Here is a 16,883-nt window from a genome sequence, read left to right on the forward strand (position 1 = left end):
TATCCCACCAGGTGTTATCCGTGCAAGATGCGAAGGTTACGGTCCGCCGGTCCTTTTTGATATAGTCTACCCAGCGGCGTATTGGGTAGGGGGCAGGCAGTTAATGGAATATGAAGAGAATATCAGTCACATTATCAGCAAGCATCTAGAAGCGGCATTAGGTGATTTCGGCGAGCTTATCTGGGCCTACGTGGTGTTATCCAAGAAAGATATGTCATGTATCTTTGGCGTCACCAATTATCCCGGTGAATGGGTAAAGCAATATAAAGAGCAAGGGCTGCAATATACCGATCCGGTAGTCATTACGGCGCTCAATCGCCTGACGCCTTTTGCCTGGGATGAGAATCTCATGGCCGGCGCCGGCTTCCGTTTTTCTGAGTTGTTCGAGCAAGCACGCGAATTCGGCGTAGCCGACGGCTATACCTTCGTGTTACATGATTTTAATAATAATCTGGTGACCCTTTCCTTTACCCTCGCAGCCGAGCGCAAGGCGGAAATCATGCAGATGCTGAACCAGCATAAAGGCGATATCTCGTTGCTGCTGGCATCGACCCATGAGATGTATTTAACGCTGACTTCACTGTCGGAAAAAAACACCGCACGCCAGGAAAAAAATGCCCGTTTTACAGAGAGAGAAAACGAGATCCTCTATTGGGCCAGCGTGGGGAAAACTTACCAGGAAATGGGCATAATCCTGGGGATCAAAACCTGCACCATCAAGTTTCATATGGGTAACATTGTCAAAAAGTTGGGGGTGGCGAATGCCCGGCATGCTATCCGTTTAGGGATGGAACTTCAGCTGATTAAACCGGTGGGGTAATTAGAACGCAGGCTCGTCGCTCAACGGCCAGGCGTTTAGCATGTGCTCGTCTTGCGTATTCAACTTTTTGAATATTCTGCTTTTTAATGTCTCCTGACTCTGACGATCAACGTGGCCCAACAGCAAATGAACGGGCTCGTTCTTTTCCGACATGCCTGTCTTCAGCAGCGTGACATTCCAGCCGGAGCTTTTGATGATATGCAACATCGGATGGCTGGAGACGGCCAGTATGCCGTCATAGCCGTGTTGCCGCGCATAGTTGATCAGGGACAAGAACAGCGCCAGAGTCACAGGGAACCGGCGGCCCAGCAGTGACTGGGTTCTTTCTTTATCGACGAAAAAGCGTGTGGACTCGATGAAATTCCCCTCTGGAATGACGACGTCATGAAAGAAAGAGGAAAATGCGCTGTTCAGCATATTCTTGTGTTTCATATCAATCATCCTGGTACCACAAACTATCATGTTGTTCTTTACGCCAAATATATAGTTTGTCTTATCATTATCAAACTCATCCAGCTCCTTGCCGTCTGAACAGTTCACGGCCCATTGCAGTCTATCTTTAAAGACGTTTTTCCTTAAAACATAAAGATCTGCTGATTTTTCGGTGCTCATTGATGCGTAGTTGGTGCTGTAAATATTAAACATAATGTTACCTTTGAATAAATTAAGAGAAATAACTTTATCCAGTAACATCAGAGAAGTTTCACTACGAGCATGCCGGTGCGTGAGAATGATAAGGCTTTTTAAGCGATCGGCGCTAACCTTATTATGCCGTGTGGCGAGACAGTTTCAGGGCAATGGGACGGTGAACAAAGCAAGTCAGCGAGATTGAACGCCCTGGCCTATAAGGCAAGAGAGGATTTCAATTTGCTCCTTGGCTGCCCGGCGTTATCTTTCGTGGCGAAATATTAACCGGTTATTTTATAATGAATGGTGTTTTCATTATTTTAATAGTGAATTGGTGATATTTTATTACTGGAGATTTCCCGATAAGGCATGACTTTGTCATCCGGCAGAGGAATAAGCGTGTAAAGGGCAGCTGGAGTGATGTCCCAGGGCCTGAACTTCTACAGAAGTTAAATTCATCTTAAAAAATATCTGATAGAGATCACATTATTTTGATGACAGAAACGGTGCTATTTCGTGATGGTTCTGCGGGTATTTTGGGTTTTTGTGTGAAATGAGCAGCGTGTGGTGGTCGTGGTAGAACGCCGTGGCGGCTGAGATACAGAGTGAAAAATAGTGCTGGCAGCCGATTTCCGCTATGTGAAATAATAACCTAACTGACCTAATGAAGGTCTAGCAAGGTACTATACTTTAGTCTAACTAGCTTCTAACTCCCTAAGGCGATACACTTTTCTGGTCAGTTCTCGACGAAAAAAACATAAAAAAAACCTGACCTCGTAGGGTCAGGCTGCCAAGATCGGCCAACACCAGGGAAAATTTTCTTACACCATCTTAAAGCTATCAACTCAGCAGAGGCAAGTGTTCTCTGCTGGTTTTTAGCTTTGGGTTGCTGTTTTGTTACGTATGCACGCTATTTTCTGTTGGTTCCAGATAAAATCCCCTCTCAACAAATAACATCTCTCTCCTGACAACCCCGTTCCCATTGGCTTATTCCAGCCATGACTGCCATAAATGAAAAAATATTGTTCCTGGAATGTTGCGCAAACTCATTCTTTATTGGCTGACACATTGTTATGCAATTATTTGCAGTGTTGTCATTGCGGCTGGGGATTATTTGGCTCTGCCCGGTAGGGCGATTGAGGAAATGTAGGCGATGGCCGATAAGGTGCATGGCTATGGCGGTGAAGGCTCGTGAGCTGACAAAAAAAGCGAATGAGGCCCGATGGGTTATAACCGCCATCGGGCCTTGTGTTATGTGGGAAGAAACATTACAGCGGTTGGCTGAACTCCACCCGTTCGCCGTCCGGCCCGGCGATCATCAGATAGCGCACGCCGTTGGCGCCGCTGGGTTGCAGTGTCGGCCCTTCAATCACCTGATACCCCAGATCCGCCAGCCAACGCTGCGTGGCCGCCAGATCGGTGACCCGCAAAGCGATGTGGTCGATACCATAGGTGCTGGCGGGGCGAATCAGCCCTTCGGCGGGCAGCTGGTATAACTCCAGCGTTAGCTCACCCAACTGCAAAAACTGTACGGCGACGGGGCCGCCGAGCGCCAGCGTTTGTCGGGGTTCGAAACCGAGTGAACGATAGAAGCCGGCGGCGCGTTCGATATCGGCGCAGCGCAGACCGACGTGCATCAACCCGTTAATCCGGTGTGCCATATCAAATCCCCTTGCGCGCGCAGTAGAAGCCATAGAAGGCGACGTAGGCGAAGCAGACCAGCGGTACGGCGAAGGCGATCTGCATATCGCCGCCGTTGAGATCGGAGATGATGCCCATGATTAACGGCACCACCGCGCCGCCGATGATCGACATCACCACGATCGAACCGGCCACCTGAGTTTCTTCGCCCAGCCCTTTGATCGTCAGGCCAAAGTTGGTTGGCCAGCACAGCGCCATGCAGAAGTTGACGCCCATGATCGCCACTACCGCCAGCAGGCTTTGGATGTTGACGGCCAGCAGCAACAGCAGCACGCATACCGAACAGAACACGCCGAGCAACCGCGCCGGGCTGAACTTTTTCATCAGCGCGGTGGTGACCACCTTGCCGGCCGAGTAACAGACCAGCGTGGCCAGCAGCCAGTAGGTGGCCGAATGCTCGGTTGCCCCCTGTTCAATCATTTGCACAAAACGAATGGTGAAACTCCACAGCCCTACCTGCGCGCCGACATACAGGAACTGCGACAGCACCCCCAATCGGAAGCGCGGCAGTGCCAGCAGGATCTTCAGCGATTGCATCAGCGGCTTGCCCGCTCCCTGGTGCGAGCGTTGGGTTTTGCAGGCGGGGAATTTCGCCGCCACGAAGATCAGTGCCAACACGATCAGCACGCTGCCGATGATCAGATAAGGTGTGACCACCTGCGACACCATCTGGGTGCGTGCCGCTTCGGCCGCCGCCGGTGCCATCTGCAGCAGCTCGGCGTGGCTGGGATCGTTTTTGCCGAATACCAGCTGCTGGCCGATCAATACGCCAAAAATGATCCCCAGCGAGTTGAATATCTGCGAGAAGTTGATGCGCTGGGTGGAGGTTTCCAGCGGCCCCAGCAGGCTGGAGTAAGTATTGGCGGAGGTTTCCAGGAACGACAGCCCGGTGGCGATCACCCCCAGGCAGGCCAGGAAGGCACCGTAGGTCATGATCTGCGCTGCCGGGATAAACAGGAAGCAGCCGAGCGCGTACAGGCACAGGCCGATTACGATCGCCACCTTGTACGAGTAGCGTTTGATCACCGCTGCGGCGGGCAGCGCCATCACGAAGTAGCCGAGGAAGAAGATCGACTGCACCAGTGCGGTTTGGGTATCCGACAGATCGAACCCCTTTTTGAACTGGGCGATCAGAATATCGTTCAGGTTGCCGGCCATGCCCCACAGGGCGAACAGGCAGCAGACCAGCATCAGCTGCAGCCAGGGCGTAGCGGGCAGATAGGCGCTGCGGTCGATACTTTCGGCCGCGGCGTGCTGCGCGATGTCGCCCTTGTTAATCAGAGAGTCGCTCATTGCGGTGTTCCTTCATCCGGAGAAAAAGAGAACGAGCTAATAACGTCAAGCTGTTCGTAGAGGGGTTGCGCCTGGCGGTAGAGCTGTTCGAACAGCTCGAAGCAGCGCAGGTAGTGTTCGTGCTGGCGCGGATCGGGAGTAAATTCGCGCTCGATGCTGACGGTGCGGCTCACCCCCTGGGCAAAACTGCTGAACAGCCCGACGCCGACCCCGGCGACGATCGCGCAGCCGGTGGTGCCGTTCTCCTGATTGCGCGTCTGCAGCAGCGGCAGGTTATAGACCGAGGCTTTGATCTGCAGCCACAGCGGGCTGCGTGCGCCACCACCGGAGGCAATCATTGCCTCCGGCTCCTGTGCGTGGCGCCTGAGCTGCTGGAGATTACGCAGGGAGGCCAGCGCTACGCCTTCCAGCACCGCGCGGTAGAGATGCGGCTGCCTATGCTTGCGCTGCAGGCCGAAGAACTGCGCGCGCGAGTTGGTGTGTTCCGCCAGCCGCTCGCCGGTCAGGTAGGGCAGGAACAGCAGCCCCTCGGCACCCGGCGGCACCTCGGCCGCCATATCGAGCATCTGCTGATGGCTGAGTTGGCCGGCGCTCAGCGCCGAACGCGCCCAGCGCATGGCGTCGCCACCGGCATCGAGCAGGGTAAAACCGCCCCAGGCCGAGTTGGCCAGGTGCAGGTTGTTGACGCCGGCGGAGAGCAGCGGGTGTTCCGAGACCACGGTGAGCAGCGTGGAGGTGCCGGTGCTGTCGGAGGCGATGCCGGCCTGATAGACGCCTGAGCCGAGCAGGGTAGCGGCCATATCTGCCGTGCCCGCTACCACCGGCACCCCCGGCGGCAGACCGGTCACGCGTGCCGCTGCGGGCGTAATGTGGCCAATCACCTCGCTGGAAAGATGGATGGCGGGCAGCTGATCGGCGCGCAGCCTGAACTGCCGCAGCGCCTCTGGCGACCACTGCAGCGTGGCGCTGTCCATCAGGTAATAGCAGGAGGCTTCGCTGTAATCGGTGGCGCGTACGCCGCAGAGCCGGAAATTGACGTAATCCTTCGGCATCAACACCGTAGCGATGCGCTCCCACTGCGATGGGTGATGCTCGCGCAGCCAGGCCAGCTTGAACGCCGGCCAGGCGGCGGTGGGGGGATTGTTCAACAGTTCAAGCCAGGGCTGCGGCGGCTGTTGGTGGCTAAAGCGCGCCACCTGCGGCTGCGCGCGTTTGTCGTTCCACAGCATGGCGCGATCGACGACCAGCTCGCCGTCGGCATCGAGCAAGACCGTGCCGTGCATTTGCCCGCAGGCGCCGACGGCGGCGATACGCGGCCAGTATTCGGCGTAGCGCGCGTACAGCTCCTGCGTACACTGGCAGACACTCTGCCACCACAGTGAAGGCGGTTGTTCCGACCAGCCGGCCTGCGGCGTGATCTGCTCGTACTCGCGCTGCGCGAAGCCAAGGATTTCCCCGGTGTTGGTGACCAGCCCGGCGCGGGTGCTGCCGGTGCCGATATCAAGGGTAAGAAGTAAATCTTTCATTGTTATCACTCCCGTGGCGGATGGCGCGGGCCACCCGCAGAAGCGTGCGCTGGGATCGCGCAAGATTAGTTATCGTTCAGTTCTGGGAACAGGCCTGGATCCTGTTCGAGCTGCTCCAGCACACGCTGAGTGGCCGCCGCGCTCATGCCAAAGCGGCGCACGCCCAGCCGATATAGCGCGCGCACCGTGTCCAGATCGCGAATGCCGCCGGCCCCTTTGATCTGGATGCGACCACGCAGCTGATCGGCGATGATCGCCACTTTCTCTACCGTGGCGCCGGTCGGTGCCCAGCCGGTGGAGGTTTTCACCCAGGCCATGCCGACCTCGACGGCGATATCGCACACCCGACGGATCTGCTGCTCGTTCAGATAGTGCGTCTCCAGAATGACTTTGGCCGGTACCGGCGCGGCGGCCTCGACTACCCGGCGCAGATCTTCGCGCACATAGTCGTAATCCCCCGACAACACCTTGCCGATGTTCACCACCATATCGACCTCGCGTGCGCCCTCGGCGATCAGCTGGCGCACCTCCTGCACCTTGAGGTCGGTAGTCTGCCCGCCGCCGGGAAAGCCGATCGGCCCGCCAATCATCACGTCCGCCTGGCCGCGCTCCGGCAGCAGGGTGCTGAGGAAACGCGTCCAGCACGGCAGCACGTGTACCGAGATGATGCGATAGCGGCTGGCCAGCGCGGCGCAGTGGCGCACGTCTTCCTCGGTATTGGTGGCCTGCACCGCGCTCAGATCGATCAACCTGGCCATGCGTTTGGTTGTTTCATTCATTGCGTTTATCCTTTTTTTATTTTCATTTGATTTTATTTATTCACCTTATTCTCTTTCATATGGCTTTAAAATCAGCATTTGGTGAAATTGTGATCGGATCTGCGGTTTTGCTGTGAGGGGCGTGAAAGTGCGGGAGGAAGATGCGGTAAACGCCGCAATAAGAGGGTAAGCGGGGATTGTGACGCTTTTTTCAACATTTAACTCATTGAATGCCTGATAACTCTTGCGCACCGATCGCGGGAAGGTATAATGCACCCGTTTTCCGCATACTACTTCAGTGCCGAAGTGGCGAAATCGGTAGACGCAGTTGATTCAAAATCAACCGTAGAGATACGTGCCGGTTCGAGTCCGGCCTTCGGCACCATTAAGTACCGCGCGAACAAGAAGCCACCGAAAGGTGGTTTTTTTGTGCCTGGAATCTTCCTACCGCAATTACCTACCCACTTTACACTGTATTGACGTATTTCCCATTTCATTAAAAACCGGATCTTCCTGATGCTTTCCTAAGGCCTATCTGATTGACCTTAAAGGCTAAAATGGCGTTTCATTGAACCCTTTCGGATCAAGGAGTTCCAGGATGGAGCCACAACAGGAAGGTATCACGCGGGCGTTAACGCCGGGCGAAGTCAATCTGGCACGCTCGGTGTTTGGCAGCACCATTTTCTATCAGAGCGTGTTGGTTCACTGCGACAGCTACCTGCCGTTTGGGCTGCAGAATCAGTACACGGCGATGAGCCCGAATGGGGAGTTGTACTTTCGTAGGTCACTCTATGAAAGAGATTATGCGAACCAGGATCCTGAAGCTCAGCATCTTTTTATTCATGAGATGGCACACGTTTGGCAGCACCAGAAGGGCATGTGGGTACGTACCCGTGGGCTTCTCAGTTGGGCGGTAAGTTATCAATATCGGCTTGATCAACCTTTGCTGCGCCACTACAGCATGGAACAGCAGGCATCGATAATTGCGGACTATTTCATTCTCAAGAGATATGGGACGAATACCTTCTTCCGCTTGCCAAACAGGAAACTCATCGGGATAGTGGACAGACGGACATTGTCACAATTTCAACCCATCATCAGAAGCGCAGGGCTGCCGCTATGAGAAAATATTTATTCCTTCTTCTTCCTCTTTTTATCTCAGGTTGCCCAACCGGTGACAGGTTTAATCTCTATCAAGTACAAAGTAAGATCGTAGACGGTAAAGTCTGCGTCTTTTTTAATGAGAACGATATCGTAAAAAATGAATCCATACTGAATATCGCCATCTGGAAGCAAGGGGGCGATACCTACGTATACGAAAAATCATATGCTTACAGCCCGATAACGTTGGAGGCTAACAAGTGTGTTCCAGGTATCGGTGAGTTTAGTTTTATCGCTGGTGAAGGATACACTGTGTTGGTAAGAACACCGCTGAATTCATATCGAACCAGTTTTGTTGTGTGGAGGAAAGGTGAAAGCATGATGCTGAAGCCCGATTAGAGTTTAACGATATGTTTTAGCTAATTATTGTCATGAGAATAATTTATTAATTCTATAGGAATTCAATCGGTAACTGGAAGCGCAGGGCTGTCACTATGAAAAAATTACTCTTACTCTTTATTCCTATTTTTATCTCTGATTGCTCGATGTATGATAGGTCTATTCTCTATTAAGCGAAAAATAATGCTTCAGAAGACAAAATGGTTTTTTTAATGAAAAATAACCCTCCTATATCCATGTAAGTGACATAGGAGAATTATTGTCTATGAATTTAATCTATATGAAATCGGCCTCTTTCAACTCCAACTTCACCATCAGCTTCTTGTTCACCTCTTTCCCATCCATCCCACTATGAATCCGGCGATGGCAAGTTGGGCAGATGGCGCCCACCCACTGCGGGTGATCGGGGCCTTCGTCGGCTAGGCGCTTTGTGTGGTGGGGTTCGAGGTAGGGCTCGCCGTTCCTTTTCTTGAACGGTGCTGGCTGATCGCAGGCTTCGCAGATGCCATTGGCGCGCTTGAGCACGTATTTTTTTACGTCTTCGCTGCGTTTGAACCAGGATTTTTTGCTGTCGCTCTGTTGGCGCTGGCCTGATTGCTTTGAGGACTGCAGTGCCTTCTTGCGCAACTGTTCGAGCGTTTCTGTCTGCGTATCGGCTTCATCGGTTTCTGCTTCTTCTTCAACGGCGTGCAGTGATGAGACTTTAAACAAGTTAAAGGTAATGCCTTGGCGCATGTTATTTTCGAAATCTAAGCACTGAATATGATCCCAAGAATCGCACTCAAACATGCCAAGATAGCGAACGCCTTTTTCTTTCTTGTTGTCTTCGAATAGGAAGATGTCTTTGCCGTCTTTTTTATGATCGCGGATGGATTTATTGCCTCGAATAAATTCCATATCACCTTTTTGGCCTTCTCCCGTATAAGAGAAGCTGCCTTCGGGTGTCCATCCATCTTTATAGCCGTAGGTTTCGCCGCTTTCTCCGGTGAAGATAAAGATCACCGGAAATTCCCGTGGGGTCCAGATACCGCCTTGCAGCTGCCCGCCGTAGAGCTCGATAAGTGCTTTGCGTGTGTAGAGTTTACCTTCGGTTAAATAGTCAAAAGGATGTGGCGTTTCGGCGATCTCAAAACCGAGGCCTTTGAGAAATTGGATGGCTTTTTCCGTTCCTCTATCGGCGTTGATTCCCTTAAACGGATAACCATGCTGCTCACTGTATGCCCTAGCGGCAATGCCTCGTATATCGTACTTCTCGCCATTATAAAGAAGGGTGTTTTTTTTAAATCTCTTAATTTTATGTTGTTTTAAGAATTCATCTCGGCCAATTTTTTTATATTCTTCGATGGCTTTTAAAACGGATTCTTTTGAAGATAACGCCTCTATTGCAGTTGCCAAAACCACGTCCTCACATTACCGAGCAGACTCTGAGCAATGTGCTTGCTGACGGGAGCAGTATGCATCAATACCCAGCAGTTAACTCATCGATTTACCGAATGCGTTAACTATGCCAGGTAGGGGAGGAAATGCCTACCTTGATGAATGCTTTTGTTGTGATACGTCAGTCAGATCTATTGGAAAAACGTGAGTGGGAAGGGCGATGAGCATCGCCCTAATTGCCATTTACGTTAGCCGCAGGCTTCCATCTCCCGCAACGCCCGCCCATAAAGGTTACACAGCGCAGGAACCAGATGTGCCGTAGCGTTGAGATATCGATTCATCTGCTCCCAGCCTTCGGCATCCAACTGTGGGTGCTTTTGCAGTAAATGGCCGAACAGCATCAGCCCGTGGCACAGCCCTTCCGCCTGTTCGGCAGAGAGTGCTGCTAAGTCTAAAAGTTCTGAGGGATTGAAAGCGCTAAGCTCGAGGTGGTTAAACAGTCGGCGGTAGAGGGTGAGGGTACTTGTGGTGTTTTCGGTGATGGCGACATTTTCCATGTGTCTTTATCCTTAGTGTGTAGTATGTGTACTACCACATGAGACGCTAAACCCATGGTGGTAGCCCAAGCGGAGTTAGCGTTACCGGACACGAAGGAAACCGGCGCTTCTTGCGAAGCCCCCACTTGGGCCACCATAATTCTGGATGTTTAAAGCCCCAACATTATATACATAATGCTGCCTTGTGTAAGTGTTCGGAACGCTAACTCCGGCTGCGGATTTTGCCGCAGCGAAAAAACTATAACGTTATCAGTAAAAGGATAAAATAAGCTGTATGGAATTACAGGCTGTTTAATCATGAGATTGGAATGTTGATCGCAGTTTTTAATTTGTAATTCAGACCAATCAGTTGGGGTAATTCATTTTCTAAGTGAATTATTAAATGTGTGAATTTAGTTGTCACGAAAAACATTGAAGTGAATGAATGTAAAAAAGAATGGTTGAATATTTATCCTGTGTGCCTAGGGTGCTATTATCAACCTCTTTGTTAATACTCACGGTAGTGAGTTTCTTAAAATAATGACAGGGATGCACCACGATGGAAAAGAAAGAGGGAGCCTTAAGACTATTAACCTCTGGGGAGATCGGCCTTGCGAAGTCGGTATTTGGTGGTTCAATTATTTATGGGAAAGTCTGGGTTCATCACGATAGCTATTTCCCCTTTGGATTGCAAAATCGAAATACTGCGATGTCACCCAATGGTGAGCTGTATTTTAGAGACTGGTACGTGTCTGATTTCTCAAAGGAAGGTTATAGTCATAAACATCTTTTCATCCATGAAATGGTTCATGTTTGGCAATACCAGCGTGGTATGTGGGTTAAGGCCCGGGGCCTCTACAGTTGGTTGGCAAATTACAGTTATGAACTGGATGGCTCCAAGCTCCTAAAGAACTACGCTATGGAGCAACAGGCTCAGATCGTTGCTGATTATCATTTGTTGACCTCTTCAGGTTATGCTATTTGGAGAAACCGCTTCGGCAAGGAAGTGACTTACAGCGGCAATGACTATGCCGATGTGAGAAAAGTAAAAGAAAAATATGAGAAAGTATTAGTCGGTTTTCCTTACAAGTAAGAGGGTTGGTTATGAAGGCGAGAGTGTTCTGTGTCGTTGTTGGTGTGTCCTTGCTAAGCGCTTGTATAGGCGATCGTCTCGATCAGCGCTATGCGCCGGATATCCCTATCACCGCCCATGCTAAAGCGAATGGCGACATCTGCATCTATCCGTCACCAAAGGAAAACGAAAGGCAAGATACGCTCTATCTCACTGGTGATACGGATGAGAAATTGATTGAGGTGGCGAATCAGGATCTGAAGAATGGCATTTGTGTTAGCCAAGAAGATTACCCGTTTCAGGAAAATCATATCTACAGCATGAGGCTGAATTTTGTGCCGATTGAGAAGCGCAGAAATCTGCAGGATGTTTCCGGCAGGGCCTTTATTGCTCACATCAAAGTGACAAAGCTCAACGGCGCTTACGAAGTTGAAAATATCACACAGGGCAGCAGGTAACGCAGAGACAAAATGAAACGGATCTTCCCCCTCACATTCCCCTTCCTGCTCGCCGGTTGTCCGTCGATAGGTGATCGTATCCCCGTAGACTACCCCGCAACCGCCAGCCTGCGTGAGGGCAAAGTATGCATCACCGTTCAGCCGCAGGTAGACGAAAAGCTCGCGGGTATTTCGATATACCGATTGGATGAGGCGCAGAACCGCACATTCAAATTCTTCGATCCGCTGCGGGATGTTGCCCCCAATCAGTGCGTCCCTGATGAAGGCTACGTATTTACGCCGGGGCAGCAGTACCATTTCTCCGTGAAGCTGGTCTCCCAGAAGAAACAACAGGCAGGTGAGTTTCCCTCTGCACGTGAGTTCGTCGCTGAATTTGCCCTACAGCAAGTAGCAACGGAACTACGGCTAATGCCACTCTCTCCACCCCATTAGCACCATAAGACCATAAAGGAGCCCACCCACAGGCTCCCATATCCAACCCCCCGCTTACCCCAACCCCCCAATCCTTCCCCGAATCTCCTCCTCCGGCAGATCCACGCCGATAAACACCAGCGTACTCTTGCGCTCTTCCTCCGGCAGCCACTCCCGATCCCAGTCGGCGTTATACAGTCGCTGCACGCCCTGGAACAGCAGGCGGCGCGGCTCGTCTTCGATAGACAGAATGCCTTTGTAACGCAGCAGGTTGTCGGCGTATTCCAGCAGCAGGCCTTCCATCACGTCGGAGATTTGCATCAGCGGCAGCGGGCGTTCCAGCGTCACGACAATTGAGCGGATGTCGCTCTGCGGCTGCGGGATGCGGCGGAACAGCGGGGTGGCTGGCGTCAGGTTGAGCTTGTCGTTCAGCGTAAAGCCTTCGATGTCGAACAGCACGCTCAAATCGATGTCGCCGTGCGTCACCTTGTAGACCGGCGCGCGGGCGTTCATCCGCTGCAGCCGCTGGATCAGCGCCTCGCAGTCCGGCGCCACGTCGGTTTTGGTCAGCAGGATGCGGTCGGCGTAGCCCACCTGCGCCTGGGCGATGCTGAACTGGCTCAGCTGCTGGTCGGCGTGCGCCGCGTCCACCAGGGTGATGATGCCGTCCAGCAGGAAGCGCTCGCACAGGATCTCGTGCGAGAAAAAGGTCTGGGTAATCGGGCCGGGATCGGCCATGCCGGTGCATTCGATGATCAGCCGGTCGAACGCCAGCTGGCCGCTGTCGACGCCGTCCAGCAGATCCAGCAGCGCGTCCGCCAGTTCGTTGGACTTGCTGCAGCAGATGCAGCCGTTGCTCAGGGTGGTAATGCGGCTGGCGCGATCGCCGATCAGCGCGTCGTCGATCGGCACTTCGCCGAACTCGTTCTCGATGACCGCGATTTTATAGCCGTGTTCGGCGTTCAGGATGTGGCGCAGCAGGGTGGTTTTGCCGGCGCCCAAAAAGCCGGTCAGGATGGTGACTGCAATGGGTTTCATACGGGTCCTTGTGACTGCGGGTTAACAGCAGCGCATGCCGCCTTTGCCGTCGCCGCCGTAGCGCGCTTGCTGGCGCTCGCGGAAAAATTCTTTATAGGTCATCACCGGCTTGTCCGGGTGGTTGTCTTTCATGTGCTGGACGTAGGTATCGTAGTCAGGCACGCCCACCAACATGCGCGCCGCCTGCCCGAGATATTTCCCCGCCTGGCCGAGATTTCCGAACATAAGCCTTCTCCAACTTTACCCTGCATCACTACAGCGCTTGCTTAAGCCTGATATTAGGGGAAGCCGGGGGATGGGGTTCCCGCAGGGATGCCCCACCTCCGGGTCGCCCCGGGTATCTCGATTGCATCGCGCCGCACGCCTGGCATCTTGTGATGCACAGGCCGTGCGGCTTTGGGTACTACTTAACGTTTATTATGCAGGGTATCCGTTAAATCACATCAATGCTGGGTCGAAACTTTGACCTCCCCCTCAGTTACGCCGTCGGCGGGCGCGGCCTGCGGCACCGGTACGTAAGGCGTTTCCTGGTCGGTGCGTTTCGGGTTTTTGTGCGCCGCCAGCGCGGTTTTCACCCCGTAGAAGATGATGCTGTACACCACCAGCAGGAACAGAATGCTCAGCCCGGCGTTGGTGTAGTTGTTCACCACGATGTGGTTCATGTTGGCGATCTGCTGGGCGCTCAGCTCGGCGCCGCCTTCGGCGATCTTGCGCTTGTACTCGCCGGCCAGGAAGAAGAAGCCTTCCAGCTGCGGGTTGTCGCTGAACAGCTTCAGCCCCAGCGCGTAGGTGGTGCAGATCAGCAGCCACACCGCCGGCAGCACGGTCACCCAGATGTATTGGGTGCGCTTCATCTTAATCAGCACCACGGTGCCCAGCACCAGCGCCACGGCGGCCAGCATCTGGTTGGAGATGCCGAACAGCGGCCACAGGCTCTTCACGCCGCCGAGCGGATCCACCACGCCCTGATACAGCAGGTAGCCCCACAGCCCGACGCAGCCGGCGGTACCGACGATGCCGGCCACCAGCGAGTCGGTTTTCTTCAGGAACGGCACGAAGTTGCCCAGCAGATCCTGCAGCATGAAGCGGCCGGAGCGGGTGCCGGCGTCCAGCGCGGTCAGGATGAACAGCGCCTCGAACAGAATGCCGAAGTGGTACCAGAAGCCCATGTTGGCGCCCGGAATGATCTGGTGGAACACGTGGGCGATGCCCACCGCCAGCGTTGGCGCGCCGCCGGCGCGGTTCAGCACCGAAGGTTCGCCGATGTCGGTGGCGGTCTGCAGGATCTGTTCCGGGCTGATGACGAAGCCCCAGGAGCTGACCGCCGCCGCCGCGTGCACGGTCACGTCCTTCAGCGAAGCCATGATCATCGGCGCGTCTTCGGTGCCTAAGCGGTGCAGATCCGGCATGGTGATGCCCAGCGCCGCCGGCGGGGTGTTCATGGCGAAGTACAGGCCCGGCTCGATGATGGAAGCCGCCACCAGCGCCATGATGGCGACGAAGGACTCCATCAGCATCGCGCCGTAGCCGATAAAGCGCGCGTCGGTCTCATTGGCCAACAGCTTCGGCGTGGTGCCGGAGGCGATCAGCGCATGGAAGCCGGAGACCGCGCCGCAGGCGATGGTGATGAACAGGAACGGGAACAGGGTGCCTTTCCACACCGGGCCGGTGCCGTCGACGAACTGGGTGACCGCCGGCATTTTCAGCTCAGGGTTGAGGATCACGATGCCGATCGCCAGCCCGACGATCACGCCGATTTTCAGGAAGGTGGCCAGGTAGTCGCGCGGCGCCAGGATCAGCCACACCGGCAGCAGGGCGGAGACGAACGCGTAGCCGATCAGCGTGAAGGTGATGGTGGTGTCTTTAAAGGTCAGCGCCGGGCCCCAGTACGGGTCGTGCGCCACCACGCCGCCGAACCAGATGGCGGCCACCAGCAGCACGATGCCGATGATTGACACTTCACCCACGCGGCCGGGGCGCAGATAGCGCATGTAGATGCCCATAAACAGCGCGATCGGCACGGTGGAGCAGACGGTGAACACGCCCCACGGGCTTTCCGCCAGCGCTTTCACCACGATCAGCGCCAGCACCGCCAGGATGATGATCATGATCAGGAAGCAGCCGAACAGCGCGATGGTGCCCGGTATCGGCCCCATCTCTTTTTTGATGATCTCACCGAGCGAGGCGCCGTTGCGGCGCGAGGAGATGAACAGCACCATAAAGTCCTGCACCGCCCCCGCCAGCACCACGCCGCCCAGCAGCCACAGCGTGCCGGGCAGGTAGCCGACCTGCGCGGCCAGCACCGGCCCCACCAGCGGCCCGGCGCCGGCGATGGCGGCGAAGTGGTGGCCGAACAGCACGTTCTTGTTGGTCGGCACGTAGTTCAGGCCGTCGTTGTTGACCACCGCCGGGGTGGCGCGGCCGGCGTCCAGCTTCATCACCTTGGTGGCGATGTACAGGCTGTAGTAGCGGTAGGCCACCAGATACACCGCCACCGAAGCGACGACGATCCACAGCGCGCTGATGTGTTCGCCGCGGCGCAGCGCCACCACGCCGAGGCAGGCTGCGCCGAGTATCCCCAGCAGCATCCACGGAATGTGCTTTAAAATCCCCTCTCGTTTCATGAGGTATCCTTAATTCCAGTCTGCAAAATATGAATGAACTCATCCGCTTGTAAGAGATGTCAGAGTGGCGCGGTGAGCCGTAGCGTCTTTCCCGAGGTAAGGCGGGTTTAGGAACAGCTCATCATCGCCGGGGGTAAGGGGGGAAGACAGGCGTATTTCGGTCAGCGGTCAGATCCGCCGGGTGAACGGTTGGATTGGCGGGGTGAGCGGTTGGCGGCTGGTTTCATCATGTTTTGAATATAGTGGCGGAGTTGTGTCGGGTGAGAATCGTATATACCCTGCGTAGGCAACGTATGGAAAAGGATAAAGACATGGAAGAACAAACAGAAGGCGTCAGCAGTGAAATGCGCGTCAAAATAAAAAAGGTGTTGCGTGAAATAGAAGCGCGATATGACGTAAGAGTGTTATATGCCTGCGAGTCCGGCAGCCGTGGATGGGGATTCGCCTCGCCGGACAGTGATTACGACGTGCGTTTCTTGTATGTGCATCGGCCTGAATGGTATTTGCGCGTTGAGACGCAGCGTGACGTGATCGAGCTGCCGATAGATGATGAGCTCGACGTCTGCGGGTGGGAATGGCGCAAGTCGCTCGGCCTGTTAAAGCGAGCTAACCCGACGTTGATCGAATGGCTGGATTCACCGGTGGTTTATCGGCAGGATGCTGAAAGTGTAGAGGCGCTGAAAGGCGTCGTACCTGAGTGGTTTTCCGCAACGCGAGCACGCTGGCATTATCTTTCCATGGCGCGTAAAAATTTCCGCGGCTACTTACAAGGCGAGGAAGTTCGCCTAAAAAAATATTTCTACGTTCTGCGGCCACTGCTGGCCGTCCTTTGGATAGAAGCGGGCAAAGGGGTGCCGCCAATGCGTTTCGATCACCTGCTGGCTGGAACGGTGAGCGATCCATTGTTGTTAGCGGAAATTCATGCCTTGTTGACGGTCAAAAAAAGAGCCGGAGAAGCAGAATACGGTCCCCGTAGGGAGCTGATACACGCGTTTATTCTGCAAGCGCTTAAGGCTCATGAACAACCGGCTGAATTACCTGATAGCTGCGCGCGCAGTGATTTCTCGCTCGACGAATTGCTTTATAAAACCGTCATGGCGTAATGGTCGTGTGGGTTGCCGATGAGGGGGCATAGGAGGGCG

The 16,883-nt window shown here is 54.2% G+C and carries 18 protein-coding genes and 1 tRNA gene; 8 read left to right on the forward strand and 11 right to left on the reverse strand.

Going from position 1 to position 16,883, the window contains the following annotated elements; genetic code table 11:
* The first annotated feature begins 103 nt into the window (after positions 1-103).
* The gene (locus tag QOL81_RS12925; RefSeq protein WP_060422019.1) at positions 104-820 is read left to right on the forward strand and encodes a helix-turn-helix transcriptional regulator; all 717 of its coding nucleotides are present in this window, start codon (positions 104-106) and stop codon (positions 818-820) included.
* Here QOL81_RS12925 and QOL81_RS12930 read toward each other — a convergent pair whose 3' ends face one another.
* From QOL81_RS12930 to deoC, 5 genes are all read right to left on the reverse strand, one after another.
* The gene (locus tag QOL81_RS12930; RefSeq protein WP_283439862.1) at positions 821-1,465 is read right to left on the reverse strand and encodes an acyl-homoserine-lactone synthase; all 645 of its coding nucleotides are present in this window, start codon (positions 1,463-1,465) and stop codon (positions 821-823) included.
* Positions 1,466-2,715: 1,250 nt separating this feature from the next.
* On the reverse strand, positions 2,716-3,108 hold the full coding sequence (locus QOL81_RS12935; protein ID WP_283439863.1) for a VOC family protein: 393 nt from the start codon (positions 3,106-3,108) through the stop codon (positions 2,716-2,718).
* Between the two features lies 1 nt (position 3,109).
* Complete coding sequence (gene fucP, locus QOL81_RS12940; protein WP_283439864.1) at positions 3,110-4,441, reverse strand: L-fucose:H+ symporter permease; 1,332 nt, start codon at positions 4,439-4,441, stop codon at positions 3,110-3,112.
* The gene (locus QOL81_RS12945) at positions 4,438-5,967 is read right to left on the reverse strand and encodes a xylulokinase (RefSeq protein WP_283439865.1); all 1,530 of its coding nucleotides are present in this window, start codon (positions 5,965-5,967) and stop codon (positions 4,438-4,440) included. The genes fucP and QOL81_RS12945 overlap by 4 nt, the downstream gene beginning before the upstream one ends.
* 65 nt (positions 5,968-6,032) lie before the next feature.
* The gene (deoC, locus tag QOL81_RS12950) at positions 6,033-6,746 is read right to left on the reverse strand and encodes a deoxyribose-phosphate aldolase (protein ID WP_502950664.1); all 714 of its coding nucleotides are present in this window, start codon (positions 6,744-6,746) and stop codon (positions 6,033-6,035) included.
* A gap of 279 nt (positions 6,747-7,025) precedes the next feature.
* Here deoC and QOL81_RS12955 point away from each other — a divergent pair.
* From QOL81_RS12955 to QOL81_RS12965, 3 genes are all read left to right on the forward strand, one after another.
* Positions 7,026-7,110, forward strand: a tRNA-Leu gene (locus QOL81_RS12955).
* 213 nt (positions 7,111-7,323) lie between these two features.
* Positions 7,324-7,848 carry a hypothetical protein gene (locus tag QOL81_RS12960; protein WP_060422040.1) on the forward strand — a complete coding sequence of 175 codons (525 nt, stop codon included), beginning with the start codon at positions 7,324-7,326 and terminating at the stop codon, positions 7,846-7,848.
* Positions 7,845-8,225: a putative T6SS immunity periplasmic lipoprotein gene (locus QOL81_RS12965; protein ID WP_283439866.1), complete on the forward strand. Its 381-nt coding sequence runs from the start codon at positions 7,845-7,847 to the stop codon at positions 8,223-8,225. The genes QOL81_RS12960 and QOL81_RS12965 overlap by 4 nt, the downstream gene beginning before the upstream one ends.
* Before the next feature lie 276 nt (positions 8,226-8,501).
* Here the strand turns inward: QOL81_RS12965 and QOL81_RS12970 are convergent, their stop codons facing one another.
* The 3 genes from QOL81_RS12970 to QOL81_RS12980 form a co-directional block, all read right to left on the reverse strand.
* Entirely contained in the window at positions 8,502-9,620 is a 1,119-nt protein-coding gene (locus QOL81_RS12970) for an HNH endonuclease (RefSeq protein ID WP_283439867.1), read from the reverse strand.
* A gap of 230 nt (positions 9,621-9,850) precedes the next feature.
* Positions 9,851-10,159, reverse strand: coding sequence for a hypothetical protein (locus QOL81_RS12975; protein ID WP_283439868.1), 309 nt, complete (start codon positions 10,157-10,159; stop codon positions 9,851-9,853).
* A complete protein-coding gene (locus tag QOL81_RS12980; RefSeq protein ID WP_283439869.1) occupies positions 10,054-10,296 on the reverse strand; it encodes an ash family protein in 243 nt (80 codons plus the stop codon). The genes QOL81_RS12975 and QOL81_RS12980 overlap by 106 nt, the downstream gene beginning before the upstream one ends.
* A 401-nt stretch (positions 10,297-10,697) precedes the next feature.
* On the opposite strand from QOL81_RS12980, the gene QOL81_RS12985 reads away from it, so the two are divergent.
* From QOL81_RS12985 to QOL81_RS12995, 3 genes are read left to right on the forward strand one after another with little or no spacing between them, the layout of a single operon-like run.
* Positions 10,698-11,231, forward strand: a complete 534-nt coding sequence (locus QOL81_RS12985; protein ID WP_048232555.1) for a hypothetical protein — start codon at positions 10,698-10,700, stop codon at positions 11,229-11,231.
* Between the two features lie 11 nt (positions 11,232-11,242).
* The gene (locus QOL81_RS12990; RefSeq protein ID WP_283439870.1) at positions 11,243-11,668 is read left to right on the forward strand and encodes a putative T6SS immunity periplasmic lipoprotein; all 426 of its coding nucleotides are present in this window, start codon (positions 11,243-11,245) and stop codon (positions 11,666-11,668) included.
* 12 nt (positions 11,669-11,680) lie between these two features.
* Positions 11,681-12,100 (forward strand): putative T6SS immunity periplasmic lipoprotein, encoded by a 420-nt coding sequence (locus tag QOL81_RS12995; protein ID WP_283439871.1) that lies wholly within the window; start codon positions 11,681-11,683, stop codon positions 12,098-12,100.
* Positions 12,101-12,154: 54 nt separating this feature from the next.
* Here the strand turns inward: QOL81_RS12995 and yjiA are convergent, their stop codons facing one another.
* The 3 genes from yjiA to QOL81_RS13010 form a co-directional block, all read right to left on the reverse strand.
* Positions 12,155-13,117 carry a GTPase gene (gene yjiA / locus QOL81_RS13000; RefSeq protein ID WP_283439872.1) on the reverse strand — a complete coding sequence of 321 codons (963 nt, stop codon included), beginning with the start codon at positions 13,115-13,117 and terminating at the stop codon, positions 12,155-12,157.
* A 21-nt stretch (positions 13,118-13,138) separates the two neighbouring features.
* The gene (locus QOL81_RS13005; RefSeq protein ID WP_004953088.1) at positions 13,139-13,342 is read right to left on the reverse strand and encodes a YbdD/YjiX family protein; all 204 of its coding nucleotides are present in this window, start codon (positions 13,340-13,342) and stop codon (positions 13,139-13,141) included.
* Positions 13,343-13,560: 218 nt separating this feature from the next.
* Positions 13,561-15,741 carry a carbon starvation CstA family protein gene (locus QOL81_RS13010; protein WP_060426423.1) on the reverse strand — a complete coding sequence of 727 codons (2,181 nt, stop codon included), beginning with the start codon at positions 15,739-15,741 and terminating at the stop codon, positions 13,561-13,563.
* A 311-nt stretch (positions 15,742-16,052) separates the two neighbouring features.
* On the opposite strand from QOL81_RS13010, the gene QOL81_RS13015 reads away from it, so the two are divergent.
* Positions 16,053-16,844 carry a nucleotidyltransferase domain-containing protein gene (locus QOL81_RS13015; RefSeq protein WP_060422081.1) on the forward strand — a complete coding sequence of 264 codons (792 nt, stop codon included), beginning with the start codon at positions 16,053-16,055 and terminating at the stop codon, positions 16,842-16,844.
* The last annotated feature ends 39 nt before the right edge of the window (positions 16,845-16,883 follow it).

The organism is Serratia sp. CC22-02, from assembly GCF_900182895.1.
In the GTDB taxonomy this organism is placed as follows: domain Bacteria; phylum Pseudomonadota; class Gammaproteobacteria; order Enterobacterales; family Enterobacteriaceae; genus Serratia; species Serratia nevei.